This window comes from Rhizobium sp. USDA 4016, assembly GCF_056279705.1.
In genome coordinates this window covers 4,335,809-4,360,284 of record NZ_JBWCCY010000004.1, presented here as the reverse complement: position 1 = coordinate 4,360,284, position 24,476 = coordinate 4,335,809, and the positions used below count along the sequence as shown (strand labels likewise).

Sequence of the window (24,476 nt, the reverse complement as noted above, 5' to 3'; positions counted from 1 at the left end):
AATTTCGAATCCGGAGCGCCCAGAATGGAAGTTCAATCTCGATCAGTCACACTCATTGGTGTTCCGGTAGAGGAAGGCTCGGGCCGGCGCGGGGCGGCGATGGGGCCGGCAGCGCTACGCATTGCCGGTGTGGACCAGACACTGATAGACCTCGGCCACGATGTGCGCGATGAAGGCGACATCCACGTCGTTCCGGCACGTGACCTTCCGAACCATCCGAAGGCGCACAATCTGCGTCTCATTGGCGCCTATACGCGTGCGCTGGAAGCCAGCACCTACGAGGCCGCTGCGGCCGGACGCTTTCCGCTGATTCTCGGCGGCGACCACAGCCTGTCGATGGGCAGTGTCTCCGGCATGGCACGTTACGCGGCCAAAAAAGACCGCCCGCTCTTCGTGCTCTGGCTCGACGCCCATTCCGACTTCAATTCGCCGGCGACGTCGCCTTCCGGCAATATGCACGGCATGCCCGTCGCTTTCTTCAGCGGTCAGGCCGAGGTCGCCGAAATCCTGCCTAAGGACCGGCCCCTCGTTGACCCGCGCAATGTGTTCCAGGTTGGCATCCGCTCCGTCGATCCGTCCGAACGCGTGGAAATCCAAAAGCACGGCGTCAACGTCTTCGACATGCGCTCGATCGATGAGCAGGGCATCGCAGCCACCATGCGCCATATCGTCAGCACAATCGAAAAAGCGAACGGCCTTCTGCATGTAAGCCTCGATGTCGATTTCCTCGACCCGGATATCGCACCTGGCGTCGGCACCACCGTCCCGGGCGGCGCGACATTTCGCGAAGCGCACCTCGTCATGGAAATGCTTTCCGACAGCGGGCTCGTTTCGTCGCTTGATCTCGTCGAGCTCAATCCGTTTCTGGACGATCGCGGCAAGAGTGCCCGCGTTCTCGTGGAACTGACGGCAAGCCTCTTCGGCCGCCGCATCTTCGATCGTCCGACACGCGCCGCATAAGGGGAAGCAGCCATGAGCACATCCGCAGATCTGATCGCCACCGAACACCAGCTTGGTGCGCATAACTACAAGCCGCTCGACGTCGTCCTGACCCGCGGCGAAGGGGTGTACGTCTGGGATACGGACGGCAAGCGGTATCTAGATTGCCTTTCCGCCTATTCGGCGGTCAATCAGGGACACTGCCATCCGAAGATCCTGGCGGCGATGGTCGAACAGGCCGGAAAGCTCACTCTTACCTCGCGCGCATTCCGCAACGACCAGCTCGCACATCTCTATGAGGAGCTGGCCACGCTCACCGGCTCTCACAAGATCCTGCCGATGAACTCCGGCGCCGAAGCCGTTGAGACGGCCATCAAGGCGGTTCGCAAATGGGGCTATGAAGTAAAGGGCGTTCCGGAAGGAAAGGCGGAGATCATCGTCTGCGCCGATAACTTCCATGGCCGGACGCTCACTATCGTCAGCTTTTCCACCGATCCGGACGCACGTGCCGGCTTCGGCCCCTATACGCCAGGCTTTCGCATGGTTCCCTTCGGCGATGCGGAAGCCTTCGCCGCCACCATCAACGAGAACACCGTTGCCGCCCTCATCGAGCCGATCCAGGGCGAAGCCGGTGTCATCATCCCGCCTGAGGGATATTTCAAGCGTGTCCGTGAGTTGTGCACCGCCAACAACGTCACGCTGATCCTCGACGAGATCCAGACAGGTCTCGGCCGGACGGGCAAATTCCTGGCGGAGGAGCATGAGGGCATTGAAGCCGACGTGACGCTGATCGGCAAGGCGCTTTCCGGTGGTTTCTATCCGGTATCGGCCGTCCTTTCCAACTCGGAAGTTCTCGGCGTGCTGAAACCCGGCCAGCATGGCTCGACGTTTGGAGGCAACCCTCTTGCTTGCGCCGTCGCGCGTGCGGCGCTGAAGGTGCTCACTGAGGAAGGCATGATCGAAAATGCCGAGAAGATGGGTGCATACTTCCTCGACGGCCTGAGGTCGATCCGCTCCAACATCGTCAAGGACGTGCGCGGCCGCGGCCTGATGATGGCGATCGAGCTGGAGCCGGAAGCAGGCGGCGCGCGGCAGTACTGCTATAATCTCAAGGAACGGGGCCTGCTGGCAAAGGATACGCATGAAAATACGATCCGCCTGGCGCCGCCGCTCGTCATCACCAAGGAACAGGTGGAATGGGCGATCTCTGAGATCGAGAAGACGATCGCATAAGGCAAGCACCTTCTCGTTTCTATTGTTGATGCAAGACCGCGAATGAACCCAAAAACCTTGTGGTCTCCTGTGACAATTTAGATTTGTGCAACACTCTTCCGGTAATGTCCCGGATAACCGTAACGAGGCCTCGAAGATCATTGCGAGGGCGTCGCGTGGTGTGAAGGCACGGGGTGTTCGCGCCAATGGTGGCGCAGCCGCTTCTGCCGGGCTTGGGAAGACTTTCTAATGACGACGATCAACTCAAAAAACTTCAGCGGCGACACTCTCGAGATCATCGCATTCCGCCTGCATGATCAGGAGTTCTGCGTAAAGACGACCACCATCCGCGAAATCCGCGGCTGGGCGCCCTCGACGCCGATCCCGCATGCGCCCGCTGATGTCATCGGCGTCATGAACCTTCGCGGCTCAGTTATCCCGATCATCGATCTCGCCTATAAGCTCGGCATGAAGAGCACCGTCGCCAATGAGCGAAGCGCCATCGTTGTCGCCGAAGTGCACAGCATGGTCATCGGCATGCTTGTCGACCGCGTCTCCGACATTCTGACGATTGCCTCCAGCCAGGTTCAGCCCGTACCGGAAGTGACGGCATCCTTCGATCGCGCTTACTGCGAAGGCGTCATCGCCTCGGAGAACGGCATGATCTGCTTCCTGAACCTTGCCAAGATGTTCAAGGAAAACGAAACCGACGAACTGGCAGCGTAAGCCACCTAAGCATGATTTCCGGAGAAGCCGCCGCAAGGCGGCTTTTTTCATGGTGGCGCATCATTAAAAAACACGCGCCGACGCGCGTGCCTTGATTTTCGAGAATGGTCAAATCAACCGAACAGCGCAAAGGTTGCCTTCAGCGTGACCCATACGCCCCAAAGCAGCGGGATGCCGACGACGGCCCAGGCAAGCAGAGCCTTCGCGTCGAAGCCGCCTTTGCCGATACCGAACGAGCCGGTCGGGCCTATGCTTGCGGCTGCGGATTTCGCCTGAAGTGCTGCGACCTCCTCATCGGACATGAACCACTTGCTGGCAAGCGGCCGGACGAGGGCGTTGGCAAACAGACCCAGCGCCAGCATGCCAGCCAGGATATACATGGTCCCTGTGTAGAGAGCCGGTCCCGGCGCAACACCGGCTGCTATCTGCGCTTCGCGAATATAGTTCACGACCACAGGACCAACGATGCCGGCGGTTGCCCACGCTGTCAGTAGGCGGCCGTGGATAGCGCCGACGAATTGCGTGCCGAAAATATCGGCAAGATAGGCTGGAATTGTCGAGAAACCGCCGCCATACATCGAGAGTATGATGGCGAAGGCGAGGACGAAGAGCGCCTTGTTGCCCATGCCCGCAAAGGTTGGCGCAAGTGCATAAAGCGCGATACCGAGGATGAAAAAGCAATAATAGGTGTTCTTGCGGCCGATTCTGTCGGAGAGCGAGGCCCAGAAGAAGCGGCCGCCAATGTTGAAGAGGGACAGAAGTCCGGCGAACCCGGCAGCGATCGTGGCGATGGATGCTTTCTGCGCCGCGTCAAGCTGCGCAAAGCCAACATCCGGCAAACCGATCAGCGAACCAGCAAAGATTTCCTGCAACATCGGCGAGGCCATGCCGATAACGCCGATACCTGCAGACACGTTGAGGCAGAGCACCGCCCAGATCAGCCAAAACTGCTTCGTCCTGTGCGCATCGCGCAGGTGAACGTGCTTGGTGGTGATCATCGCGCTCTTGGCTGCAGGGGCGGTCCAGCCTTCCGGACGCCAGCCGGCGGGTGGAATGCGATAACCGAACGCACCGCCCATCATGAAGCCGAAATAGATGATCGCCATAACGATGAAGGTTTGCCAGACGCCAACCGAGGTGTCGGTCTTGAAATGGTTCATCAGCAGGTTAGCGAGCGGTGCGCCGATCATCGCCCCGCCGCCAAACCCCATGATGGCCATGCCCGTCGCCATGCCGCGGCGGTCCGGAAACCACTTAATGAGCGTCGACACCGGCGAAATGTAGCCGAGGCCGAGACCGATGCCGCCGATGACGCCGGCGCCGAGCCACATCAGCCACAGCTGATGCGTCATCACGCCCAAGGCAGCAACGAGAATGCCGCCGCACCAGCAGCAAGCGGATACAAAGCCCGCTTTGCGCGGTCCGGAACGCTCCAGCCAGCCGCCCCAGATGGCGGCGGAGCAACCGAGCAGAACGAAGAAGAGGGTATAGATCCAGCCGAGGTCGGCGACACGCCAATCACATATCGTCGTGAACAGCGCGGACGCGAGCGTCAGATCGGGGCATGCCGTCGATGCCGTGATCCCGAGCGATTTCGAAAGCGGCAGCCAGAAGACGCTGAAGCCGTAAGCCATGCCGATGCAAAGATGTATGGCGAGCGCTGCCGGCGGCACAAGCCAGCGATTGAAACCCGGCTTAGCAATGATCCTCTCCCGATCAAGCAGGCCAAGTTCGGCTAAATCACCTGTGGTATCTGTGTCCGCTGCAGTCATGAATAATTCCTCCTGATTAAAGACTTTTCTTGCAATAATTCATGCTTGAGCAGGCGAAATGCCTGTGCCCCCTCCAGCGTGAAATCGATATTTATTTCCGGATTGATTCGGCCGGTTCGGGCCTGCGGATCAGAGGTGCGGCTTGAATGACGAGCGCGTTCAAGCGGTTGTCGTCCCTTTCGAGAATTTCAAACAATTGCCGCCGCATGCGCGGCTCCCAGAATTTGTTGATATGCGTCGCAACACCTTGAGCTGCCTCGCTCTCAGGCTGGCTCTTGAAAAAGGTCGCAATTTGGTTGGCCATGTAGACGAGCTTTGAATGCGGATCATGCGACATCGGCAATGCTTTCAGGCAAAATACGGTGCGGGTGGGTGAAAATCTCGAAGTCATCGCCGCGCACAAGCGCAACGAGCGTCATGCCGGCTTGCTCGGCAGTTCGGATGGCAAGAGCCGTCGGCGCAGAAATCGCGATGAGGACAGAGCTTCCCAGGATCGCGGCTTTCTGCACCATCTCGACCGACAGCCGACTCGTGACGGCTACAGCCCCCTTTGAGCCGGTCGTTCCGGTGCCAATGACAGCTCCACAGAGCTTGTCGAGTGCATTGTGCCTGCCGACATCCTCGCGAACGGCGAGCAAGCCTTTACCAGGAATGTAGAAGCCCGCTCCGTGGACCGCACGTGTTTCCCTGTGAAGCGGCTGGGCGGCATTAAGGAGCGAGACGGCTCGGACGATGTCGCCATGCGTCAGCTTGAGATCCGCAGAGGAAACATCGGGCACCGGACGGACAGCCTGATCGATCGATTCGATGCCGCAAAGCCCGCAACCAACCGGTCCAGCCATGCTGCGTCGGCGCGCACGCAACGCGTCGGCGACATCGTCTGTCAGCGTTACCTGGACATCGATACCCTGCGGCTCATCGACGATTTCGATTGCGGAGATCTGGCCCGCGTCCTGGATTATGCCTTCCGTCAGGCTGAATCCGATCGCAAAGTCTTCTATGTCCTCCGGCGTCGCCATCATTACCGCATGCGCCGTGCCGCCGTAGGAAAAGGCAACCGGTATCTCCTCCGGCACGACGCGCTCACCCGGCATAACGACCCCGCCCTTTCGGGCGATGCGTTTGACGGAAATGCGCGCCGCCCGCCTTTCCATTATTCGGCCGCTTCCAGCTTGCCGGCAATGCGACGGCTTTGGCGTGCCTGCTCGTCATATTCGGTCTGCCACTGTGAAGGGCCGTTCGACGGCGAGACCTGTACCGCCGTCACCTTGTATTCCGGGCAGTTCGTCGCCCAGTCGGAAAAATCGGTGGTGATGACGTTTGCCTGCGTGTTCGGATGATGGAAGGTCGTGTAGACGACACCGGGTGCGACGCGATCGGTAATCAGCGCCCGCAGCGACGTATCGCCGGAGCGGCTGGCAAGCTTCACCCAGTCGCCATCGCGAATACCGCGCATTTCGGCATCATGCGCATGGATTTCCAGCCGGTCCTCGGCATGCCAGACGACGTTGTCGGTGCGCCGCGTCTGGGCGCCGACATTATACTGGCTGAGGACACGGCCGGTCGTCAGCAGAAGCGGGAAGCGCGGTCCGGTCCGTTCGTCAGTCGCGACATATTCCGTCCGGATGAACTTGCCCTTGCCGCGAACAAAGCCGTTCACATGCATGATCGGCGAACCTTGCGGGGACTTTTCGTTGCAGGGCCACTGAACCGATCCCATCTTTTCCAGGTAGTCGTATGAAACCAGCGCGAAGCTCGGTGTCGTTGCCGCGATCTCATCCATGATCTCGGACGGATGCTGGTAATTCCAGCTGAGCCCCATGGCTTGTGCCAGCTTCTGCGTCACCTCCCAATCGCCATAACCGTTGCGGGGCGTCATGACCTTGCGCACGCGGTTGATACGACGCTCGGCGTTGGTAAAAGTGCCGTCCTTTTCCAGGAAGGTCGAGCCCGGCAGGAAGACATGCGCGTAGTTTGCCGTCTCGTTCAGGAAGAGATCCTGAACCACGACGCATTCCATTGCAGCAAGACCGGCCGCCACATGCTTCGTATCCGGATCGGATTGGAGAATGTCCTCGCCTTGGACATACAAACCCTTGAACGTGCCATCCACGGCGGCGTCCAGCATGTTCGGGATGCGAAGTCCGGGTTCGTTGTTGAGTTTGACGCCCCACAGCTTTTCGAAGATATCGCGCGTCGCATCGTCCGAGATATGGCGGTAACCCGGCAGCTCGTGCGGGAAGGAACCCATGTCGCAGGAGCCCTGCACATTGTTCTGGCCGCGCAGCGGGTTAACGCCGACGCCCGGACGGCCGATATTGCCGGTCGCCATCGCCAGGTTTGCGATCGCCATAACGGTCGTGGAACCCTGGCTGTGCTCGGTGACGCCGAGGCCGTAGTAGATCGCCCCGTTTCCGCCGCGCGCATAAAGGCGCGCTGCGCCACGAACGGATTGCGCCGGAACGCCGGTGAACTTCTCGGTCTCTTCCGGGCTGTGATAGGGCTCCGAGACGAAAGCCGCCCAATCTTCGAATTCAGACCAATCGCAGCGCTCGCGAATGAAGGCTTCGTCATAGAGCCCTTCGGTCACGATTACATGCGCCAGCGACGTCATGACGGCGACATTTGTGCCAGGCTTCAGGGGCAGGTGATAGGCAGCCTCGACATGCGGTGTTTTGACGAGATCGATGCGCCGCGGGTCGATGACGATCAGCTTGGCGCCCTGACGCAGCCGTTTTTTCAGTCGCGAGGCAAAGACCGGATGGCCGTCCGTCGGATTGGCACCAATGACGATGACGACATCCGAATCCTCGACACTGTCGAAATTCTGGGTACCGGCAGAGGTGCCGAAGGCCTGGCCAAGGCCATAGCCCGTCGGCGAATGGCAGACGCGAGCGCAGGTATCGACATTGTTGTTGCCGAAGCCCGCGCGCACGAGTTTCTGAACGAGGAACGTCTCCTCGTTCGTGCAACGCGACGACGTTATGCCGCCGATCGAATCGCGGCCATACTGATACTGGATGCGGCGGAATTCCGACGCCACGTGCGCAAAAGCCTCGTCCCAGGTCACTTCACGCCAAGGGTCGGTGACCTTCTCGCGGATCATCGGATTGAGGATCCGGTCCTTATGCGCCGAGTAGCCATAGGCAAAACGCCCCTTGACGCAGGAATGCCCGCGGTTGGCCTGGCCGTCCTTCCACGGCACCATGCGCACCAGCTCCTCGCCGCGCATCTCCGCCTTGAACGAGCAGCCGACGCCGCAATAAGCACAGGTGGTCACCACCGAATGTTCCGGCTGGCCGATTTGGATGACCGATTTTTCGGTCAGCGTCGCCGTCGGGCAGGCCTGCACGCACGCACCGCATGAAACGCATTCGGAATCGATGAAGTGCTCGTGCATGCCCGGCGAAACGCGCGAGCCGAAACCGCGGCCCTCGATCGTCAGCGCAAAGGTTCCCTGCACTTCCTCGCAGGCACGCACGCAGCGGGAGCAGACAATGCACTTTGACGGATCATACGTGAAATACGGGTTCGACTCGTCCTTCGGCATCCATTTGAGATTGTTGTCGCCGTTGTTGCGTGCCTTGACGTGATTGTCGCCTTCATAACCGTAGCGAACGTCGCGCAAGCCGACGGCGCCTGCCATATCCTGCAACTCGCAATCGCCGTTGGCAGCACAGGTCAGACAGTCGAGCGGGTGATCGGAAATGTAGAGCTCCATCACCCCGCGGCGAATATCCTTGAGGCGTCCGGTCTGCGTATGGACCACCATGCCCGCTGCAACCGGCGTCGTGCAGGATGCGGGCGTCCCATTACGGCCTTCGATCTCCACGAGACAGAGGCGGCAGGAGCCAAAGGCGTCGACCATATCGGTCGAACAAAGCTTCGGCACTTGAATTCCGGCCTCCATCGAGGCGCGCATGACGGACGTACCCTCCGGCACGCTGATCTGACGGCCATCGATGGTCAGCGTCACGCTTGTTTCGGATTTCGAAGCTGGGGTGCCGTAGTCGATTTCGTGAACGAGAGACATGGATCCTTACTCCGCCGCTTCGATGAGGGGTGTTGGCGCGAAATCGTCCGGGAAGTGCGTCATCGCGCTCGTCACCGGATAGGGCGTGAAACCACCGAGTGCGCAAAGCGAGCCGAATTTCATGGTGTTGCAGAGATCGGCGAGTAATGCCCGGTTCTTTTCCGGCTCGATTCCTTGCGCGATCTTGTCTGCGGTTTCGACGCCGCGCGTGGAGCCGATGCGACAGGGCGTGCACTTGCCGCAGCTTTCGACCGCACAGAATTCCATGGCGAACCGCGCCTGTTTCAGCATGTCCACGGTGTCGTCGAATATGACGATGCCCGCATGACCGATGAGGCCGTCCTTGGCAGCAAAGGCTTCGTAGTCAAAAGGCGTATCGAAGAGTGTCCTTGGGAAATAGGCACCAAGCGGACCGCCGACCTGCACCGCCTTCACCGGCCGGCCCGTTGCTGTCCCGCCGCCGATCCTGTCGACGATATCGCCGAGTGATAGCCCGAAGGCCGTCTCATAAAGACCGCCATGCTTGACGTTCCCGGCGATCTGCAGCGGGATTGTGCCGCGCGACCGGCCCATCCCGAAATCGCGGTAAAAAACAGCCCCTTTGTCCAGGATGACCGGAACGGAGGCCAGCGAGATCACGTTATTGATGACCGTGGGACAGGCAAAGAGTCCCTTGTGCGCCGGCAGCGGCGGCTTGGCGCGCACGACGCCGCGCTTGCCTTCCAGGCTGTTCAGCAGCGACGTTTCCTCGCCGCAGACATAAGCGCCCGCACCGGTTCTGACTTCAATATCGAACGCGCGGCCAGAACTGAGTACCGAAGCGCCGAGAATGCCGGCGCCGCCGGCGACCTCGATCGCTTCCGTCATTGTCGCGATCGCATGGGGATATTCGGAGCGGATATAGATGAAGCCCTTCGTCGCACCCGTCGCGAGCCCGGCAATTGCCATGCCTTCGATCAGCACGAAGGGATCACCCTCCATGATCATGCGGTCTGCGAAGGTGCCGCTGTCGCCTTCGTCTGCATTGCAGACGATGTATTTCCGCTCGCCCGCGGCATCGAGTACCGTCTTCCATTTGATGCCGGTTGGAAAACCAGCACCGCCGCGGCCGCGAAGACCGGAATCGGTCACCTCCTTGACCACGTCCGCGGGAGCCATGGCCGCCGCGCGGCGAAGGCCGGCAAGGCCGCCATGTGCCTCATAATCTTTCAAAGAAAGCGGATCGACGACGCCGCAGCGGGCGAAGGTCAGGCGGGTCTGTTCCTTGAGGAATGGGAGGCCTTCGACCTCCCCCAGACAGAGCGCGTGATCGCCGCCGCTGACCAACCCCGCATCGAAAAGTGCAGCGACATCCTTCACTTTTACCGGCCCGTAGCCGATGCGCTTGCCCGATACCTCGACCTCTACCAGAGGTTCTAGCCAGAACATTCCGCGCGAGCCGTTGCGCACGATCTTCGCATCGATGCCGCGGGCTGCGATCTCCTGGGTAACCGCTTCAGCCACCTTCTCGGCACCGAGCGCTAGCGCTGCGGCGTCGCGCGGAACAAAAATCGTCACGCTCATCGCCGCACCTGCGCAACGAGGTCGGCAATTGTCTCATCATCGACCCGCCCATAGAGCTCGCCGTCGAGCATGGCTGCGGGCGCGCAAGCGCAGAGCCCGAGACAGTAAACTGGCTCCAAGGTCACGCTGCCGTCGAGCGCGGTCTGATGGAAATCGACACCGAGCAGTGTCTTCATACGATCGGCGACAGCATCGCCGCCCATCGACTGACAGGCCTCGGCACGACAGAGCTTCAGGACATGGCGGCCGGCAGGATGATCGCGATAATCGTGATAGAACGTCATCACACCATGCACTTCGGCGCGCGAGAGATTGAGCTCGCTCGCAATAACCGGCAGCGCTTCGTGCGGCACATAGCCGAATTCATCCTGCACTTCGTGAAGGATTGGAAGGAGCGGGCCTTCAAGAGAGCGCAAGGCACCAACAATCGCGCGCGTGCGTTCGGCAATATCGCCATTGGCGACATGAGCATTCATTTTCGGCAGGCCTCCCGAGGCTTTGCTGTGTCGCTCACCGCAACGGCCTCCCCATGCCGATCCGGTATCTCGAAGGGAGTCTTTCAGGGAAACATCGAGCGATCAATAAAGCTGTTCCGTCGACTGATAGGAAATTTCTATCAGAGACTTTCGCTCTCTGCGAGTATTCTCGCCTCGTGCAGCAACGCAGACACGAGAGGCGTAAAAGGCTCGCGATGTGTGGCGACCAAGCCCACCGAATGATGGGCCGCCGGCTCGACAATCGGAATCATGCGTATTTCGGCCGGAAATCCAAAGGATTCAGCGACATTACGCGGCATGATGCTCGCCCAGCGCCCGGTTCTGACGTGAGAAAACAGCACGATCATCGAACCGGATTCCAAAGTGGGATGCGCGCTGGCGCCCGCTTCCGCGAGGTGCCGGTTGATAATGCGGCGGTTCTGCATGTCAGCCGTCAATAGGCAAAGCCGAAGGTCGCCCACTTCGCGCCAGGTCACGGTCTCGCGATCGGAAAGCGGACTTCCAGCGGCAGTGATCAGGTGATAGCGCTCGGCATAAAGCGGCACGGTCGTTACACGCCCAAGCGGCTCGTTTTCAAGATACGTCACCCCGGCGTCGATCTCGAGATTTTCGAGCATGCTCAACACCTGCAGCGAATTGCGCGAAACGATGGAGAAGGTGACGTCCGGGTGCCGCTCCTGAAAAGGCGTCGTAATACGCGGTAGCATCGCCAGAGCTGTCGGAATGGAAGCAAGGCGCAGATGGCCGGAAAGACCTTTGCGCGCCGCGCGCATCTCTTCGCGCATGGTGCGCGTGTCACCGACGATGCGCCTTGCCCATTCGAGGACACGTTGGCCTTCCGGCGTCAGACCCTGGAATCGTGAGCCCCGCTGCACCAGCATGACGCCCAGTTGATCTTCAAGTTGCCGAATTGCAGCCGACAGCGTGGGCTGCGAGATGCCGCACTCCTCGGCAGCACGGCCGAAGTGCTTTTCGTTGGCAAGGGCAATGAAGAATTCAAGTTTGTCGATCATCCGGCCTCCCGCCCGCTTCGGGGACAAGCCATCTTTGGCGCTAGCCGCCAATAATCGCAAGGGCAGGAATCAGTCGGGATCGGTCGCTTCGAACAAGCCGAAGAGAGAATCCAGGAAAATCGTCAGATTGGCATTGCCGATGCTGTAATAGACCAGCCGGCCTGCCCGGCGAGTGTTGACGAGGCCCTCCATGCGCAGCCGCGCAAGCTGCTGTGAAACCATCGCTTGCTGCATACCGAGCAATTCTTCGATTTGGCTGACCGTCTTTTCCTCGTTGGCGAGGATGCAGAGAATGAGAAGCCGGGTTTGATGCGCCATTGCTTTCAGCAGATCGCTTGCTTCGTGGGCTTTTACAGCAAGCTTCTGCAGTTCCTGGCCGGTTATTCCCGGTTCGGTCGTTGGCAAGGGCATTCTGAATCTCTGCTGGATGCACTTCAGGTAGCCGCAACGATAACATATCCACACGCCGGCATTGTACTCAATTGGCGAAATACCAAAAAAAGTCCAAACAAATCAGCAGATAAGCTGGCCACCGTTGATTTCGAGCACTTGGCCCGTGATGTAGCCGGAGAGCGATGGCGCAGCCAGAAAGAGATAGGCGGGCGCGCAATCCTCGGCAGTCCCGAGACGTTGCAGCGGTATGCCCTTGCGGGTCTGCTCCAGCTTCTCCGGCGAGGAATAACGCCCGTGGAAGTCGGTTTCGATCGTGCCGGGCGACACGCAATTGACCCGGATCGCATCCGGCGCCAGCTCGCGTGCGAGCGCTTTAGAATAAGTGGCGACGAAAGCCTTGGAGGCGGAATAGATTGCCGAACCGGGACTGCCGCCGGTCAGCGCCGAGATGGAAACCGTATTGACGATCGCCGCCCCGTGGGCTGCCCGCAACGCCGGCAGCAGCGCACGCGTGAGTTCGACGACAGATGTCTGGTTGAGTCTGACGATCGTGTCGTACTCCCTATCGGTCAACGTGTCTGCCAAAAACCGGCCGACCATGGTGCCGGCATTGTTGACGAGTGCGTGTATGATGCCGAAAGTATCCAGAGCTTTCGCTGCGAAAGAGGCAGTGCCGTTCGGCGCGAGAAAATCGGCTGCAACGAGAACCGCACGCCGCTCCTGCTCTGCCGTCAGCAGGAAATCCGGCAAATCCCTTTCGCTGTTGCGGCCAGTGTGAACCAGGACGTGCGCGCCGCAATCTAGGAACTGCCGCGCGACTTCGAGGCCGATTCCACGTCCTGCTCCGGTCACCACAACATTGCGATTCTCAAAAAGCTTGGGATGAAACACGCTTGAACCCTCCCGGCTCCGGCCGCCAGTCGCCGATTGCGCAATTTTCGCTTTAACATATGATCCGGCCCAACGAAAGAAAGGGAGCGAAACCATGTTTCTGTCCGGACGGCAGACGGAGATCCTCGATATCGCCAAAGCGGAAGGCCGCGTGCTGGTCGAAGATCTGGCATCGCGCTTCTCCGTCACGCCGCAGACCATCCGCAAGGATCTGAACGATCTTTGCGATGGGCATGTGCTGACGCGCATTCACGGCGGAGCGATTTTTCCTGGCGGGACGGAGAACGTGAAATACGAGGCGCGCCGCTCGATCGCCGCCAGCGAAAAACTCGCGATCGGCCGCGCGACCGCTGATCTTATTCCCGACAAAGCCTCGCTCTTTATCAATATCGGAACGACGACCGAGGCCGTCGGGGAAGCGCTCGTCGACCATCAGGAATTGATGGTGATCACCAATAATATCAACGTTGCCAGCCGCTTGCGCCTTTTTCCCTCGATCGAGGTCGTCATCGCGGGCGGCGTGGTGCGCCATTCGGATGGCGGCATCGTCGGCGAAGCAGCCGTCGATTTCATCCGGCAGTTCAAAGTCGATTACGCCGTCATCGGCGCGTCGGCGATCGATCCGGATGGTGCGCTTCTCGACTTCGATTTCCGCGAGGTGAAGGTCGCGCAGGCAATCATGGCGAATGCCCGCCACGTCGTCCTCGTTGCCGACTCCACCAAGTTCGAACGCACAGCTCCGGTGCGCATCGGCCATCTGTCACAGGTCCACACCTTCGTCACCGACGACTGCAATGTCGAATCCCTCAGGAAGGTCTGCGCGGAAAGCGGCATCAATCTGATCGAAACCTCGGAAAAAGAATTGTCGTAGAGCGTTCGTTTGACATTCGGTTTTCTTCGTTTTGGCGCTATATTGTTTCGTTCGTGCCGATGGAGGAAGTGCCGATTGACGAGGTTATTGCGGCCAGATGGCGCAATTCCGTCATAAATGACGATGGCCGTGTGAACCGGATCAGCTATGAGCTTTGCGTCCTCACCCAGTAATCTGTGCTTCCAGTGGACGTCCAGTGTAATCAGCTACGGCTGGCGGCGACCAGGGCATGCGCTGCATCACGGAGCAATCCAGTTGCCTCGCCGGGTTCAAACAGCTGCATGCTGACAAAGGCGCCGTTGATCAGAACCGCCAGTTGGCCGGCGAGCCGATCGGGTGCGGCAACCGCCAGCCCCTCGGCGATGGTCTTCAGACGCCGCCGCATCTCGCGCATGTGGGCTTCGGCGACCTTGCGGGCGGGGTGATCCGCTTCGGGGAACTCGGCCGCGGTATTGATCTGCGGGCAGCCCCGGTAATTTTCCCGCCCGACCCGTTCGCCGATCCACTCGAAATGGGCGACAAGCTCGGCCCAGGCATCGTCCGGATGCCGTTCCCTCACTCGATCCCAGGTGCTCCAGAAGTCCAGGTCCTCACGCTTGAGGAAGGCCGCGATGAGGTCGTCCTTCGTGCCGAAATGGCGATAGAGGCTGGTTTTGGCCACACCGGACTTTTCGACCACAAGATCGACGCCGACGGCGCGCACGCCGCGCCGGTAAAAGAGTTCCGACGCTGTCTCGAGAATCCTGTCCCGCACCTCGTTGCCGCGTGAGGCAGGGGAGTTGGTTGTGCTTTTCGTCATTCGTGCACCTCCAATTCCGCGACCATAACAGCAAACGGATTGACACGCTACAGACCTGTATGTTTTAGTAGGTACAGACAGGTCTGTAGCGAAGGAGAGAGCAATGACCATCGATAAAACTGACATCACGAAGACAACCCAATCCGTCGCGGTCTTGGGAGCGAACGGCCATACCGGTCGTTTTGTTGTGACCGAGCTGTTGCGGCGCGGTCTGAAACCGATCGCCATCGGACGGAATGCCGAGAGGCTGGCGGCTGCGGGCTTTCCGGAGCGCGGCATCCAATGCCGCGAAGCAGTTGTCGAGGATGATGGGGCTTTGGACAGGGCGCTCGCCGGCGCGGCGGCAGTTATCAACTGCGCAGGCCCGTTCATGGATACGGCCGACGCGGTGGCGCGTGCCGCGTTGCGGGCGGGGATTCATTATCTCGACGTGACGGCAGAGCAGCCGAGCGTACAAGCCACGTTCGAGCGCCACGAGGTCGCAGCCCGGAAAGCAGGCGTGGCCATCATCCCGGCCATGGGTTTCTATGGCGGCCTGGCCGACCTGCTCGTGGCGGCCGTCATGGACGAGTGGGAGCACGCCGACACCATCGAAATTCGAGTTGCGCTCGACAGCTGGCTCCCGACGAGAGGCACACGTGTGACCGGAGAAAAAAACACCGCGCGGCGCCTGGCCGTCAGCGGCGGGCAGCTGGAGCCGGTGCATCAACCGCCTGCCGAAAGGGTGTCGATCCTACCGGCCCCGTTCGGCCGGCAGACGTTTGTCGAACTTCCCTTTTCGGAGGTGCCGCTGATAGCCCGTCACGTCCGGACGAAGGAGCTGCACACCTTTCTCAGCACAATCGCCCTGCGGGATGTTCGTGATCCATCGACGCCTCCGCCGCAGGCGATCGACGAAACCGGGCGTTCGGCGCAGCGCTTCGCGGTAGAGGTGATCGTCGCGCAGGGTGACATGCGCCGCCGGATCGTCGCGCAGGGGCAGGACATCTACGCCGTCTCGGCGCCGATTATCTGCGAAGCGGTCCAGCGTATCCTGTCGAGGGATATCCGCGATGTCGGCGCAAAGCCGCCGGCAGCCATTTTCAATGCCGCCAGCTTCCTGCAGGCGCTCGACCCGGATCTGTCGGTCGAGATATCGGAAACTTAGTTCGGAAACCTCAGATTTTCAGAAAGTCCCTCACAATGGCGTGGGGGACTTTGATTCTCCCGCGTATCCGCAGCTTCGGGCCGACGAGGCCTTTAGGTAGTAAATCGCCCCCTCCCGCAAACGACCCCGAATGGGCCGTCACCGCTCAAGACATCCTGTGGCGAAGGACAAAGAACGGGCTATATCTGCAAATGGATGAGGCGGCTGCCCTGGACAGCTACATGCGGGCGATTGCAGCGGCCGCCTAAGCCTCCTCCAGCAGGCGCGCACCGGTTCCCTCTTTCCCAAGCTTGTCGCAGGGATTGCGCAACGGGCAGCTTTCGATCGACAGGCAACCACAGCCGATGCAACCGGTCAAACGATCGCGAAGCAACGTCAGCCGCTTGATCCGCGAATCCAGATCGTCCTTCCACATCTGCGAGAGCTTCTGCCAGTCACCCGCAGTTGGGGTGCGCCCCTGCGGCAGCGTATCGAAGGCCGCCTGAATTTCGGCCAGCGGTATGCCGACCCTCTGCGCCACCTTGATGATGCCGAGACGGCGCAGGACATCGCGCCCGTAACGCCGCTGGTTGCCGCGCGACCGCATGCTCGAAATCAGGCCTTTGGCCTCGTAGAAATGCAGTGCCGAGACGGCCAGTCCGCTACGCTCTGCCACTTCGCCTACAGTGAGAAGCCTGCTGAAATTGGTCGACGAACTTGTTTGCATATTGACCTCAATGTTGGTTGAGGTTTTATAAGCCAAGCTCCTTGCAGCGTAAAGAAGGGGCAATATATGCAAACAGCCATCAAAATCGGCGTCATCTACGGAAGCATACGCGAAGGCCGGATCTGCGACCGGGTGGTGAAATGGCTGACCCGGCAGCTCACGCTCTACCCGCTGATCGACCTCGATATCATCGATCCGCTCGACTTCGATCTGCCTGCCCGGCATGATAGCGATCATCCGGAAATAGAGCGTCTCGCCTCTCGTCTGAATACGGCAGATGCCTTCATCGTCGTCACGCCGGAATATAACCACAGCTTCACAGCGGCACTCAAATTCGTGCTCGATTTCGTTCAACGAACCCTGGCACGGCAAACCTGTAGCCTTCGTATCCTATGGAGGCATCTCGGGCGGTCTGCGTGCTGTCGAACAGCTGCGGCTTGTCTTCGCCGAACTCCATGCCGTCACCATACGTGACACCGTGAGCATTGCGGCACCTTGGAACCGTTTCGATGAAGACGGCAACCTCGAGCGGCCCGAAGACGCGCTCAAGCTTCTCGCCAGGATGATGGCAAGGCTGCAATGGTGGGCGCATGCGTTGTCCGCCGCGCGCGCCGAGCGACCTTATCGAAACATCGCCGCCTGAACCACGCCTGTTTCCGTTCCCGGCAGGTACGGAAAACGCCGGCGAGCACCCGGGCTGGCCTATGTCCGGGTGTTCGCCCGGTGCATATGTTAGCTTTCGCGCCCGATGGCCGGCGAAGATGATCGCGCGCTCGTCCACATGCCGGCGGTCCCAAAGCAGCGCCCTTGTCCTACGCGCCATCATGTCCTAGGCCTGAGGAAAAGCAGACAGGCGAGGCACGAATGGAGAGAGATCGGAGGCTGGCAGGTGCCGATGCCATGCGTGCGGCCGCGTGCCTGCTCGTGCTCATTCATCATCTTGTCCTGCGCATCGACATCAATCAGGTGGATCCGGCCGCGCAATCGGCCTTGGTCATTGCCCGCTTCGGCAATTTCGGCGTGGCGATCTTCTTTGTTCTAAGCGGCTATCTGCTTGCGCGGCCCTTCTGGCGAGCTCTCGATGAGCACCGCCCATTGCCGGGTATGAAGACTTACGCCATACATCGTGCGGCACGTATCCTGCCTGGCTACTGGGTGGCGCTGACCGCAGGCTTCGTTTTGAGCATCACGCTGCTCGGAGATCCACCAACGGCCGAGCTCGGCATGCGTTATGCCGCAGGCTTCCTTTTGATGAGCCAGTGGCATTGGCGCACTTTGTTTCCGGTCGAAGGGAACGGGCCGCTTTGGTCGATTCCATTCGAAGCGACCTGTTATGTTTTGCTGCCGGCGTTCATGCTCGCTCTTCATCACTTCAGCCGCCCGCTGCCGCGCTTGTCCACGCGTCTCCTTTGGCTTGGCGCCATAGCGACCGCTCTTGTCTTGCACTGGTTAATCGTCAACGCCTTGCAGCCGGACCACGTGCAGCGCGGCTGGCAGTTCGGCATGGCGGGCGGTGCGAAGGAATGGATGCCGCGTTACAATCCGATCGGCTTCTTTGCGATTTTCGCGCTCGGTATCCTTGCTTCGGGTGTCGAGACGATCCTGCCGAAGCGAAGGGTAGCTCTCTTCGATGTCCTCGCCTGTCTCGCCATAGCCGGTAGCGTCGCTGCCCTCGTCTCGTCCGCAGGCGGGCCTTGGGAGGCCTATGGCTGGCTCGGAATTCCTTATAGGTTTCCGCTCTTTCCGATCGCTATTGCAGTGGCGCTTGTCGCGCTGGCGCGCTCGCTATGGCTTGGGAACTGTCTCGATAGTCGAGCGGTCCGCTTCACCGCGAAAATCTCGTTCGGCATCTATATCTGGCAGGATCCGGTCATTTCAGCCGTGAAGGCGCTTTTTCCTTCCGCCTTCGGCCCGATCAGCGACAATCTTCTCTACGGCTGGCTGCTCTGGTCGCTCCTCGCAGCAGCCCTTGTGTTCGTCATCGGAAGCCTCAGCTATATTTTCGTCGAACGGCCGGTCTTAGTGAAAGTCCATGCCGTCCCACGTTAAGCCGGCCCCTGCCGCAAACAAAAAGCGGCCCGCTGAGGCCGCTTTGGGTCATTTCGTTGCAATCCCGATCAGTCCTGCTGGACGATGCCGCGCAGATGCGTCAGTTCCATGATGAAATGCTCGAGCTTGGACTTGTGCTCGTGATGCAGGGCATCCTCAAGCTCCTTCTTCGCAGCCTCGATACGACGGGTCAACTCGTCCTTGCTCAGGTCCTCGACCGCGACAGCGGATTCTGCAAGCAGCGTGCAACCGGTCGGCAGGATGTCGGCGAAGCCGCCGAAAACAACGTAGTCCTGCTTGGAGCCACCGCTGGAGCGGACGCTGACGATGCCCGGCTTGATGGTCGTCATCGTCGGGGCGTGGTGCGCCATGACGGTCATCTCGCCCTCGGTTGCCGGAATGACAACTTCCGTCACCATCTCCGACAGGAGCAGGCGCTCCGGAGATACGAGTTCAAAATTGAAATTGTCAGCCATCAGTGACTTACCTTCTCGGCTATGGCCTTTGCATCTTGCAGTTTGGTCCCGCAGAACGGGCAGTGCATTATCGCCTGATCGAGATATCCCAGACCTTCCTCGGTCTGGACCAAACCCACTACCATCATCAGCACGCCGTTATCTGCTCTGTAAACGGTCGGCGCCGCCGGGGCGGGAAGTCCTGCCACGACTTCCTTCAGGGAGTCGCAGCAGAAAATCTCGTCACGAGCGTCGTTCATCAAGCAGCTGCGGAGAGCTTCTTGGCCTTCTCGATGGCTTCGTCCATCGAGCCGACCATGTAGAAGGCAGCTTCCGGCAGGTGGTCGTATTCGCCGTTGACGAGACCCTTGAAGCCCTTGATCGTGTCTTCGAGAGCAACCAGCTTGCCCGGCGAACCGGTGAAGACTTCGGCAACGAAGAACGGCTGCGACAGAAAACGCTCGATCTTGCGGGCACGGGCGACGGCGAGCTTGTCCTCTTCGGACAGTTCGTCCATGCCAAGGATGGCGATGATGTCCTGCAGGGCCTTGTAGCGCTGCAGCGTCGACTGAACCTTGCGAGCAACTTCATAGTGCTCTTCGCCGACGACGATCGGGTCGAGCATGCGCGAGGTGGAGTCGAGCGGGTCGACGGCCGGGTAGATACCCTTTTCGGCAATCGAGCGCGATAGAACGGTCGTCGCGTCAAGATGCGCGAACGAAGTTGCCGGAGCAGGGTCGGTCAAGTCGTCGGCCGGAACGTAGATAGCCTGAACCGAGGTGATCGAGCCGGTCGTCGTCGTCGTGATGCGTTCCTGCATCTGGCCCATGTCGGTTGCGAGCGTCGGCTGATAACCAACGGCCGAAGGAATACGGCCAAGCAGAGCCGACACTTCCGAACCTGCCTGCGTGAAGCGGAAGATGTTATCGACGAAGAACAGAACGTCCTGGCCCTGGTCGCGGAAGTTTTCGGCAACCGTCAGACCGGTCAGAGCGACGCGAGCGCGAGCGCCCGGCGGTTCGTTCATCTGGCCGTAAACGAGGGCTGCCTTCGAGCCTTCACCGCCGCCATGCTTGTTGACACCCGATTCGATCATTTCGTGATAGAGGTCGTTGCCTTCGCGGGTGCGCTCACCAACGCCTGCAAACACCGAGTAACCACCGTGCGCCTTGGCAACGTTGTTGATCAGTTCCATGATGAGAACCGTCTTGCCGACGCCTGCGCCGCCGAAGAGGCCGATCTTGCCGCCCTTGGCGTAAGGAGCCAGAAGATCGACGACCTTGATGCCGGTGACGAGGATCTGTGCTTCCGTCGACTGCTCGACGTAAGACGGTGCGTCCTGGTGGATCGCACGCTTGGAAGCGGTAACCAGCGGACCGGCTTCATCAACCGGCTCGCCGATGACGTTCATGATGCGGCCGAGCGTTTCCGGGCCGACCGGAACCGAAATCGGAGCGCCGGTGTCCATGACTTCCTGGCCGCGGACCAGGCCTTCGGACGAGTCCATGGCGATCGTGCGGACTTCGTTTTCACCGAGATGCTGCGCGACTTCCAGAACCAGGCGGTTGCCCATGTTGGTGGTTTCGAGCGCGTTCAAAATCGCCGGCAGTTCGCCTTCGAAAGCAACGTCGACGACGGCGCCGATAACCTGTGTGACCCTGCCGACAGAGCCTGTGGCGGTCTTCTTAGCAGCGGTCTTCGCTGCCGCCCTCGGGGTAGCTGCCCTAGCCATTTTCATACCCTCTTTCTCTAACCTCAGAGCGCTTCCGCGCCCGAAATGATTTCAATGAGTTCCTTGGTGATCTGAGCCTGACGCTGCCGGTTGTAGCTGAGCGTCAGCTTGTTGATCATCTCACCAGCATTGCGCGTCGCACTGTCCATCGCGCTCATCTTCGCGCCCATTTCGCCGGCGACGTTCTCAAGGAGCGCGCGGAAAATCTGGACCGAAATGTTGCGCGGGATCAGATCGTTCAGGATCGATGCCGGATCCGGCTCGTATTCATAGACGGCACCTGCATGCACAACGTCTTCAGCAACAGCTTCCGGAGCCGAAGCCGGGATGAGTTGCTGAGCCGTCGGCACCTGCGAGATGACCGACTTGAACTCCGAGTAGAACAGCGTGCAAACGTCGAATTCGCCGGCTTCGAACATCTCGATAACGCGCCTGCCGATCTGGTCGGCATTCTCGAAGCCGATGCGCTTCACGTCGCGAAGCTCCTTGCGCTCGACGATGAGCGAAGCAAATTCGCGACGAAGAACGTCATAGCCCTTCTTGCCGACGGTGAAGATCTTGACGGTCTTGCCTTCGGCGATGAGCCTGCGGGTATGGTCGCGGGCAAAGCGCGCGATCTGTGAATTGAAGCCGCCGCAGAGGCCGCGCTCGGCGGTGCAGACAACGAGCAGGTGAACCTGAGCCTTGCCCGTACCCGTCATGAGCACTGGTGCGCTATCGCCATCCGTCATCGCTTTGGAGATGTTCGAAAGAACAGCCGCCATGCGCTCCGAATAGGGCCGGGCGGCCTCGGCCGCCTCCTGCGCACGCCGAAGCTTCGCCGCGGCGACCATTTTCATCGCCTTGGTGATCTTCTGCGTCGCCTTGACGGAGGCGATCCGGTTTTTCAGATCCTTAAGTGAAGGCATCCGTTTTCCGTCCTAATTAGGTGCGATCAGGCGAAAGACTTCGCGAAGGTATCGAGAGCAGCCACAAGCTTGCCCTTGGTATCGTCGCTGATTGCCTTTTCCGTGCGGATCGTGTCGAGGATGGCCGAGCCTTCCGAGCGCAGGTACGAGAGCAATGCCTGCTCGAACTTGCCGATCTGAGCGACAGCGATCTTGTCCAGGTAGCCGTTGACACCTGCAAAGATGACCGCGACTTGCTCTTCCACCTTCAGCGGCGAGAACTGCGGCTGCTTCAGGAGTTCGGTCAGGCGGGCACCGCGGTTCAGCAGACGCTGCGTCGCAGCGTCAAGGTCCGAACCGAACTGGGCGAAGGCGGCCATTTCGCGATACTGGGCGAGCTCACCCTTGATCGAGCCTGCAACCTGCTTCATCGCCTTGATCTGTGCGGACGAGCCGACGCGCGAAACCGACAGACCGACGTTAACCGCCGGACGGATGCCCTGGTAGAACAGGTCGGTTTCGAGGAAGATCTGGCCGTCGGTGATCGAGATCACGTTGGTCGGAATGAAAGCCGAAACGTCGTTGCCCTGCGTTTCGATGACCGGCAAAGCAGTCAGCGAACCGCCGCCCATTGCGTCGCTCATCTTTGCAGCGCGCTCGAGGAGACGCGAATGCAGGTAGAAGACGTCGCCCGGATAGGCTTCGCGGCCCGGCGGGCGGCGCAGCAGCAGCGACATCTGACGGTAGGAAACAGCCTGCTTGGACAGGTCGTCGTAACCGATCAGCGCATGCTGGCCGTTGTCGCGGAAATACTCGCCCATGGCGCAGCCGGCAAACGGAGCCAGGAACTGCATCGGAGCGGGATCGGAAGCCGTCGCGGCGACGATGATCGAATATTTCAGGGCGCCACGTTCTTCGAGAACCTTGACGAACTGTGCAACCGTGGAGCGCTTCTGGCCGACGGCGACGTAGACGCAGAAAAGCTTTTCAGCTTCCGGACCGGAGTCGTGAATGGCCTTCTGGTTCAGGATCGTGTCGAGAAGGATCGCGGTCTTGCCGGTCTGGCGGTCGCCGATGACAAGCTCGCGCTGGCCGCGGCCCGACGGGGATGAGAGCGTCGATTGCCTTGAGGCCGGTCGACATCGGCTCATGAACCGACTTGCGCGGGATGATGCCGGGAGCCTTGACGTCGACACGCGCACGGCGCGTCGCGTTGATCGGGCCCTTGCCGTCGATCGGATTGCCGAGAGCGTCAACGACGCGGCCAAGCAGTTCCGGGCCAACCGGAACGTCAACGATGGCGCCGGTCCGCTTGACGGTGTCGCCTTCCTTGATGTCGCGGTCGTTGCCGAAGATAACGACACCGACGTTATCGGACTCAAGGTTCAGCGCCATGCCGCGGATGCCGCCGGGGAACTCGACCATTTCACCCGCCTGAACGTTATCCAGACCGTAAACGCGAGCAATACCGTCACCGACAGAAAGCACCTGGCCGACTTCCGAGACTTCCGCCTCTTTGCCGAAATTTTTAATTTGATCTTTGAGAATTGCGGAAATTTCCGCGGCGCGGATATCCATCAGCCAACCTCTTTCAATGCAAGCTTGAGGGTAGAAAGTTTGGTACGAAGCGACGTATCAATCTGACGGGACCCGACCTTCACGATCAGACCACCAAGAATTGACGGATCAACCGTGACGGCAATCGTCACGTCTTTGCCGGTGACGCCCTTCAGCGCCGCCTTCAATTCGGTTTCCTGCGCTGCCGTCAGCGCATGGGCCGAGGCGACCTCGGCAGAAATTTCGCCACGCTGGCGAGCAGCAATGATGCGGAAGGCCTTGATCATGCCCGGAAGGGCAAAGAGGCGGCGGTTACGCGCCACAACCTTCAGGAAATTCGCAAAGAAGCCGCTGATGCCGGCCTTCTCGCTGATTGCAGCGACCGCCTTGAGCTGATCGTCTGCGGAGAATACCGGGCTTGCAACGAAGCGCTTCAGGTCGTCGCTCTCGTCCAGCATCGCCTGGAAACGATTAAGATCTGCAGTGACGCTCTCGACGGCGCCTTCTTCAAGAGCCAGTTCGAACAGCGAGGACGCATATCGTTCTGCAACACCAGAAGCAAGCTGGGACGTGTCTGCCACGGGCACAAATTTCCCTGATTTCAACCCAAGAATCCGGCCTTTGGCGGGCGCCCGACCTATGCTCTTGAATTCGTTTTGATTTCCCCCAGAAATCGCAAGAGAAGCCTCTTGCTTCTTCCGAAATTCGGGGTCCGTCTAACATAGGATGTCGGGACTCGCAACACGCGTAATGCCCGAATATGCCTTTCGAATGCTTTTCTATCGGCAAAATCGTGAAATGGCGCAAAGCCCGGCGAGCGAGCGGCTCGCGGCGCTGTAATCTAGGTTGCGAAGAAGCCCAAGGAATAGGCGAGCGGGAGTGCCGCTAGAACGGCCTGCACAACCAGAAGTAAATAGTTGAGAATCGTGCTCCCCTTATCGGAAAGAAGCGAAACGATCCGGGCGAAAGCCGCCATCGCAAATGCCGCCCCAAGCGCCATGTAGATGAAATCCTGCGCCAGCATGATCGCCGCCAGTCCAAATCCGAGATAGAAACCGCCGACGGAGCGTTGCTCGGCGAAACCATCCCGGCGCTCTCCACGCGGCTGAAGGCCGAAAAGCTGCATCGCATATCCGGGCGCGAACATGATGACGAGACCCGCAAGAGCGGTGAACGCCGCCGAGCAGAATGCGAGCTGCTCGCCAAAGGTCTCGGGAAAATAAAATTCCATGGA

The 24,476-nt window shown here is 60.0% G+C and carries 23 protein-coding genes and 2 pseudogenes; 7 read left to right on the top strand and 18 right to left on the bottom strand.

Translation table 11 applies throughout. From position 1 onward, the window contains the following. Positions 1–24 precede the first annotated feature (24 nt). The 3 genes from rocF (at position 25) to ACZ9DP_RS37285 (ending at position 2,877) form a co-directional block, all read left to right on the top strand. On the top strand, positions 25–960 hold the full coding sequence (gene rocF / locus ACZ9DP_RS37295; protein WP_476205377.1) for an arginase: 936 nt from the start codon (positions 25–27) through the stop codon (positions 958–960). Between the two features lie 12 nt (positions 961–972). Then, the gene (rocD, locus tag ACZ9DP_RS37290; protein ID WP_074069883.1) at positions 973–2,172 is read left to right on the top strand and encodes an ornithine--oxo-acid transaminase; all 1,200 of its coding nucleotides are present in this window, start codon (positions 973–975) and stop codon (positions 2,170–2,172) included. A gap of 228 nt (positions 2,173–2,400) precedes the next feature. Further along, positions 2,401–2,877, top strand: coding sequence for a chemotaxis protein CheW (locus tag ACZ9DP_RS37285; protein ID WP_074069884.1), 477 nt, complete (start codon positions 2,401–2,403; stop codon positions 2,875–2,877). A 113-nt stretch (positions 2,878–2,990) separates the two neighbouring features. Here ACZ9DP_RS37285 and ACZ9DP_RS37280 read toward each other — a convergent pair whose 3' ends face one another. The 9 genes from ACZ9DP_RS37280 to ACZ9DP_RS37240 form a co-directional block, all read right to left on the bottom strand. Beyond that, positions 2,991–4,649: an OFA family MFS transporter gene (locus ACZ9DP_RS37280; protein ID WP_074069885.1), complete on the bottom strand. Its 1,659-nt coding sequence runs from the start codon at positions 4,647–4,649 to the stop codon at positions 2,991–2,993. A 91-nt stretch (positions 4,650–4,740) separates the two neighbouring features. Then, the gene (locus ACZ9DP_RS37275; RefSeq protein WP_074069886.1) at positions 4,741–4,986 is read right to left on the bottom strand and encodes a formate dehydrogenase subunit delta; all 246 of its coding nucleotides are present in this window, start codon (positions 4,984–4,986) and stop codon (positions 4,741–4,743) included. Beyond that, positions 4,976–5,743 (bottom strand): formate dehydrogenase accessory sulfurtransferase FdhD, encoded by a 768-nt coding sequence (gene fdhD / locus ACZ9DP_RS37270; protein WP_372432660.1) that lies wholly within the window; start codon positions 5,741–5,743, stop codon positions 4,976–4,978. The genes ACZ9DP_RS37275 and fdhD overlap by 11 nt, the downstream gene beginning before the upstream one ends. Before the next feature lie 59 nt (positions 5,744–5,802). Next, positions 5,803–8,682, bottom strand: coding sequence for a formate dehydrogenase subunit alpha (gene fdhF / locus ACZ9DP_RS37265; protein ID WP_476205376.1), 2,880 nt, complete (start codon positions 8,680–8,682; stop codon positions 5,803–5,805). 6 nt (positions 8,683–8,688) lie between these two features. After that, the gene (locus tag ACZ9DP_RS37260) at positions 8,689–10,245 is read right to left on the bottom strand and encodes a formate dehydrogenase beta subunit (RefSeq protein WP_476205375.1); all 1,557 of its coding nucleotides are present in this window, start codon (positions 10,243–10,245) and stop codon (positions 8,689–8,691) included. Continuing rightward, complete coding sequence (locus ACZ9DP_RS37255) at positions 10,242–10,721, bottom strand: formate dehydrogenase subunit gamma (protein ID WP_239596644.1); 480 nt, start codon at positions 10,719–10,721, stop codon at positions 10,242–10,244. Before ACZ9DP_RS37255 ends, ACZ9DP_RS37260 begins: the two co-directional genes overlap by 4 nt. A 140-nt stretch (positions 10,722–10,861) precedes the next feature. Further along, positions 10,862–11,755 carry a LysR family transcriptional regulator gene (locus ACZ9DP_RS37250; RefSeq protein ID WP_039846333.1) on the bottom strand — a complete coding sequence of 298 codons (894 nt, stop codon included), beginning with the start codon at positions 11,753–11,755 and terminating at the stop codon, positions 10,862–10,864. 69 nt (positions 11,756–11,824) lie between these two features. Beyond that, positions 11,825–12,166: an ArsR/SmtB family transcription factor gene (locus ACZ9DP_RS37245; protein ID WP_074069891.1), complete on the bottom strand. Its 342-nt coding sequence runs from the start codon at positions 12,164–12,166 to the stop codon at positions 11,825–11,827. Between the two features lie 102 nt (positions 12,167–12,268). After that, entirely contained in the window at positions 12,269–13,039 is a 771-nt protein-coding gene (locus tag ACZ9DP_RS37240; RefSeq protein ID WP_476205374.1) for an SDR family NAD(P)-dependent oxidoreductase, read from the bottom strand. Positions 13,040–13,133: 94 nt separating this feature from the next. Between ACZ9DP_RS37240 and ACZ9DP_RS37235 the strand changes: the two genes are divergently transcribed. Continuing rightward, complete coding sequence (locus tag ACZ9DP_RS37235; RefSeq protein WP_074069892.1) at positions 13,134–13,910, top strand: DeoR/GlpR family DNA-binding transcription regulator; 777 nt, start codon at positions 13,134–13,136, stop codon at positions 13,908–13,910. A gap of 202 nt (positions 13,911–14,112) precedes the next feature. On the opposite strand, the gene ACZ9DP_RS37230 is transcribed toward ACZ9DP_RS37235, so the two are convergent. Next, the gene (locus ACZ9DP_RS37230) at positions 14,113–14,709 is read right to left on the bottom strand and encodes a TetR/AcrR family transcriptional regulator (protein WP_074069893.1); all 597 of its coding nucleotides are present in this window, start codon (positions 14,707–14,709) and stop codon (positions 14,113–14,115) included. A 103-nt stretch (positions 14,710–14,812) separates the two neighbouring features. Here ACZ9DP_RS37230 and ACZ9DP_RS37225 point away from each other — a divergent pair, with 103 nt between their 5' ends. Continuing rightward, positions 14,813–15,856 (top strand): saccharopine dehydrogenase family protein, encoded by a 1,044-nt coding sequence (locus ACZ9DP_RS37225; RefSeq protein WP_476205373.1) that lies wholly within the window; start codon positions 14,813–14,815, stop codon positions 15,854–15,856. Between the two features lie 244 nt (positions 15,857–16,100). On the opposite strand, the gene soxR is transcribed toward ACZ9DP_RS37225, so the two are convergent. Then, entirely contained in the window at positions 16,101–16,562 is a 462-nt protein-coding gene (gene soxR, locus ACZ9DP_RS37220) for a redox-sensitive transcriptional activator SoxR (protein ID WP_074069895.1), read from the bottom strand. 66 nt (positions 16,563–16,628) lie between these two features. Between soxR and ACZ9DP_RS37215 the strand changes: the two are divergent. Together ACZ9DP_RS37215 and ACZ9DP_RS37210 are read left to right on the top strand one after the other, a co-directional pair. After that, a pseudogene (locus ACZ9DP_RS37215) lies at positions 16,629–17,205 on the top strand (NADPH-dependent FMN reductase). A gap of 221 nt (positions 17,206–17,426) precedes the next feature. Next, positions 17,427–18,611, top strand: a complete 1,185-nt coding sequence (locus tag ACZ9DP_RS37210; RefSeq protein ID WP_476205372.1) for an acyltransferase family protein — start codon at positions 17,427–17,429, stop codon at positions 18,609–18,611. Positions 18,612–18,679: 68 nt separating this feature from the next. On the opposite strand, the gene ACZ9DP_RS37205 is transcribed toward ACZ9DP_RS37210, so the two are convergent. The 7 genes and pseudogenes from ACZ9DP_RS37205 to ACZ9DP_RS37175 form a co-directional block, all read right to left on the bottom strand. Continuing rightward, the gene (locus ACZ9DP_RS37205; RefSeq protein WP_022717431.1) at positions 18,680–19,087 is read right to left on the bottom strand and encodes a F0F1 ATP synthase subunit epsilon; all 408 of its coding nucleotides are present in this window, start codon (positions 19,085–19,087) and stop codon (positions 18,680–18,682) included. Then, the gene (locus ACZ9DP_RS37200; RefSeq protein WP_022717430.1) at positions 19,087–19,326 is read right to left on the bottom strand and encodes a hypothetical protein; all 240 of its coding nucleotides are present in this window, start codon (positions 19,324–19,326) and stop codon (positions 19,087–19,089) included. The genes ACZ9DP_RS37205 and ACZ9DP_RS37200 overlap by 1 nt, the downstream gene beginning before the upstream one ends. Beyond that, on the bottom strand, positions 19,326–20,798 hold the full coding sequence (gene atpD / locus ACZ9DP_RS37195) for a F0F1 ATP synthase subunit beta (RefSeq protein ID WP_476205370.1): 1,473 nt from the start codon (positions 20,796–20,798) through the stop codon (positions 19,326–19,328). Before atpD ends, ACZ9DP_RS37200 begins: the two co-directional genes overlap by 1 nt. 23 nt (positions 20,799–20,821) lie before the next feature. After that, positions 20,822–21,706, bottom strand: coding sequence for a F0F1 ATP synthase subunit gamma (locus ACZ9DP_RS37190; protein ID WP_239596628.1), 885 nt, complete (start codon positions 21,704–21,706; stop codon positions 20,822–20,824). Positions 21,707–21,732: 26 nt separating this feature from the next. Continuing rightward, positions 21,733–23,263, bottom strand: a pseudogene (atpA, locus tag ACZ9DP_RS37185) (F0F1 ATP synthase subunit alpha). Further along, on the bottom strand, positions 23,263–23,829 hold the full coding sequence (locus ACZ9DP_RS37180) for a F0F1 ATP synthase subunit delta (RefSeq protein WP_074069901.1): 567 nt from the start codon (positions 23,827–23,829) through the stop codon (positions 23,263–23,265). The pseudogene atpA and the gene ACZ9DP_RS37180 overlap by 1 nt, the downstream one beginning before the upstream one ends. Before the next feature lie 254 nt (positions 23,830–24,083). Next, a complete protein-coding gene (locus ACZ9DP_RS37175; RefSeq protein WP_194728370.1) occupies positions 24,084–24,473 on the bottom strand; it encodes an AGROH133_08824 family phage infection protein in 390 nt (129 codons plus the stop codon). Positions 24,474–24,476: the final 3 nt, after the last annotated feature.

Excerpts from the sequence above, each read along its gene's own strand:
- rocF (WP_476205377.1), top strand. The coding sequence starts at position 25 with ATGGAAGTTCAATCTCGATCAGTCACACTCATTGGTGTTCCGGTAGAG.
- rocD (WP_074069883.1), top strand. The coding sequence starts at position 973 with ATGAGCACATCCGCAGATCTGATCGCCACCGAACACCAGCTTGGTGCG.
- ACZ9DP_RS37285 (WP_074069884.1), top strand. The coding sequence starts at position 2,401 with ATGACGACGATCAACTCAAAAAACTTCAGCGGCGACACTCTCGAGATC.
- ACZ9DP_RS37280 (WP_074069885.1), bottom strand. The coding sequence starts at position 4,649 with ATGACTGCAGCGGACACAGATACCACAGGTGATTTAGCCGAACTTGGC.
- ACZ9DP_RS37275 (WP_074069886.1), bottom strand. The coding sequence starts at position 4,986 with ATGTCGCATGATCCGCATTCAAAGCTCGTCTACATGGCCAACCAAATT.
- fdhD (WP_372432660.1), bottom strand. The coding sequence starts at position 5,743 with ATGCCGGGTGAGCGCGTCGTGCCGGAGGAGATACCGGTTGCCTTTTCC.
- fdhF (WP_476205376.1), bottom strand. The coding sequence starts at position 8,682 with ATGTCTCTCGTTCACGAAATCGACTACGGCACCCCAGCTTCGAAATCC.
- ACZ9DP_RS37260 (WP_476205375.1), bottom strand. The coding sequence starts at position 10,245 with ATGAGCGTGACGATTTTTGTTCCGCGCGACGCCGCAGCGCTAGCGCTC.
- ACZ9DP_RS37255 (WP_239596644.1), bottom strand. The coding sequence starts at position 10,721 with ATGAATGCTCATGTCGCCAATGGCGATATTGCCGAACGCACGCGCGCG.
- ACZ9DP_RS37250 (WP_039846333.1), bottom strand. The coding sequence starts at position 11,755 with ATGATCGACAAACTTGAATTCTTCATTGCCCTTGCCAACGAAAAGCAC.
- ACZ9DP_RS37245 (WP_074069891.1), bottom strand. The coding sequence starts at position 12,166 with ATGCCCTTGCCAACGACCGAACCGGGAATAACCGGCCAGGAACTGCAG.
- ACZ9DP_RS37235 (WP_074069892.1), top strand. The coding sequence starts at position 13,134 with ATGTTTCTGTCCGGACGGCAGACGGAGATCCTCGATATCGCCAAAGCG.
- ACZ9DP_RS37230 (WP_074069893.1), bottom strand. The coding sequence starts at position 14,709 with ATGACGAAAAGCACAACCAACTCCCCTGCCTCACGCGGCAACGAGGTG.
- ACZ9DP_RS37225 (WP_476205373.1), top strand. The coding sequence starts at position 14,813 with ATGACCATCGATAAAACTGACATCACGAAGACAACCCAATCCGTCGCG.
- soxR (WP_074069895.1), bottom strand. The coding sequence starts at position 16,562 with ATGCAAACAAGTTCGTCGACCAATTTCAGCAGGCTTCTCACTGTAGGC.
- ACZ9DP_RS37210 (WP_476205372.1), top strand. The coding sequence starts at position 17,427 with ATGGAGAGAGATCGGAGGCTGGCAGGTGCCGATGCCATGCGTGCGGCC.
- ACZ9DP_RS37205 (WP_022717431.1), bottom strand. The coding sequence starts at position 19,087 with ATGGCTGACAATTTCAATTTTGAACTCGTATCTCCGGAGCGCCTGCTC.
- ACZ9DP_RS37200 (WP_022717430.1), bottom strand. The coding sequence starts at position 19,326 with ATGAACGACGCTCGTGACGAGATTTTCTGCTGCGACTCCCTGAAGGAA.
- atpD (WP_476205370.1), bottom strand. The coding sequence starts at position 20,798 with ATGGCTAGGGCAGCTACCCCGAGGGCGGCAGCGAAGACCGCTGCTAAG.
- ACZ9DP_RS37190 (WP_239596628.1), bottom strand. The coding sequence starts at position 21,706 with ATGCCTTCACTTAAGGATCTGAAAAACCGGATCGCCTCCGTCAAGGCG.
- ACZ9DP_RS37175 (WP_194728370.1), bottom strand. The coding sequence starts at position 24,473 with ATGGAATTTTATTTTCCCGAGACCTTTGGCGAGCAGCTCGCATTCTGC.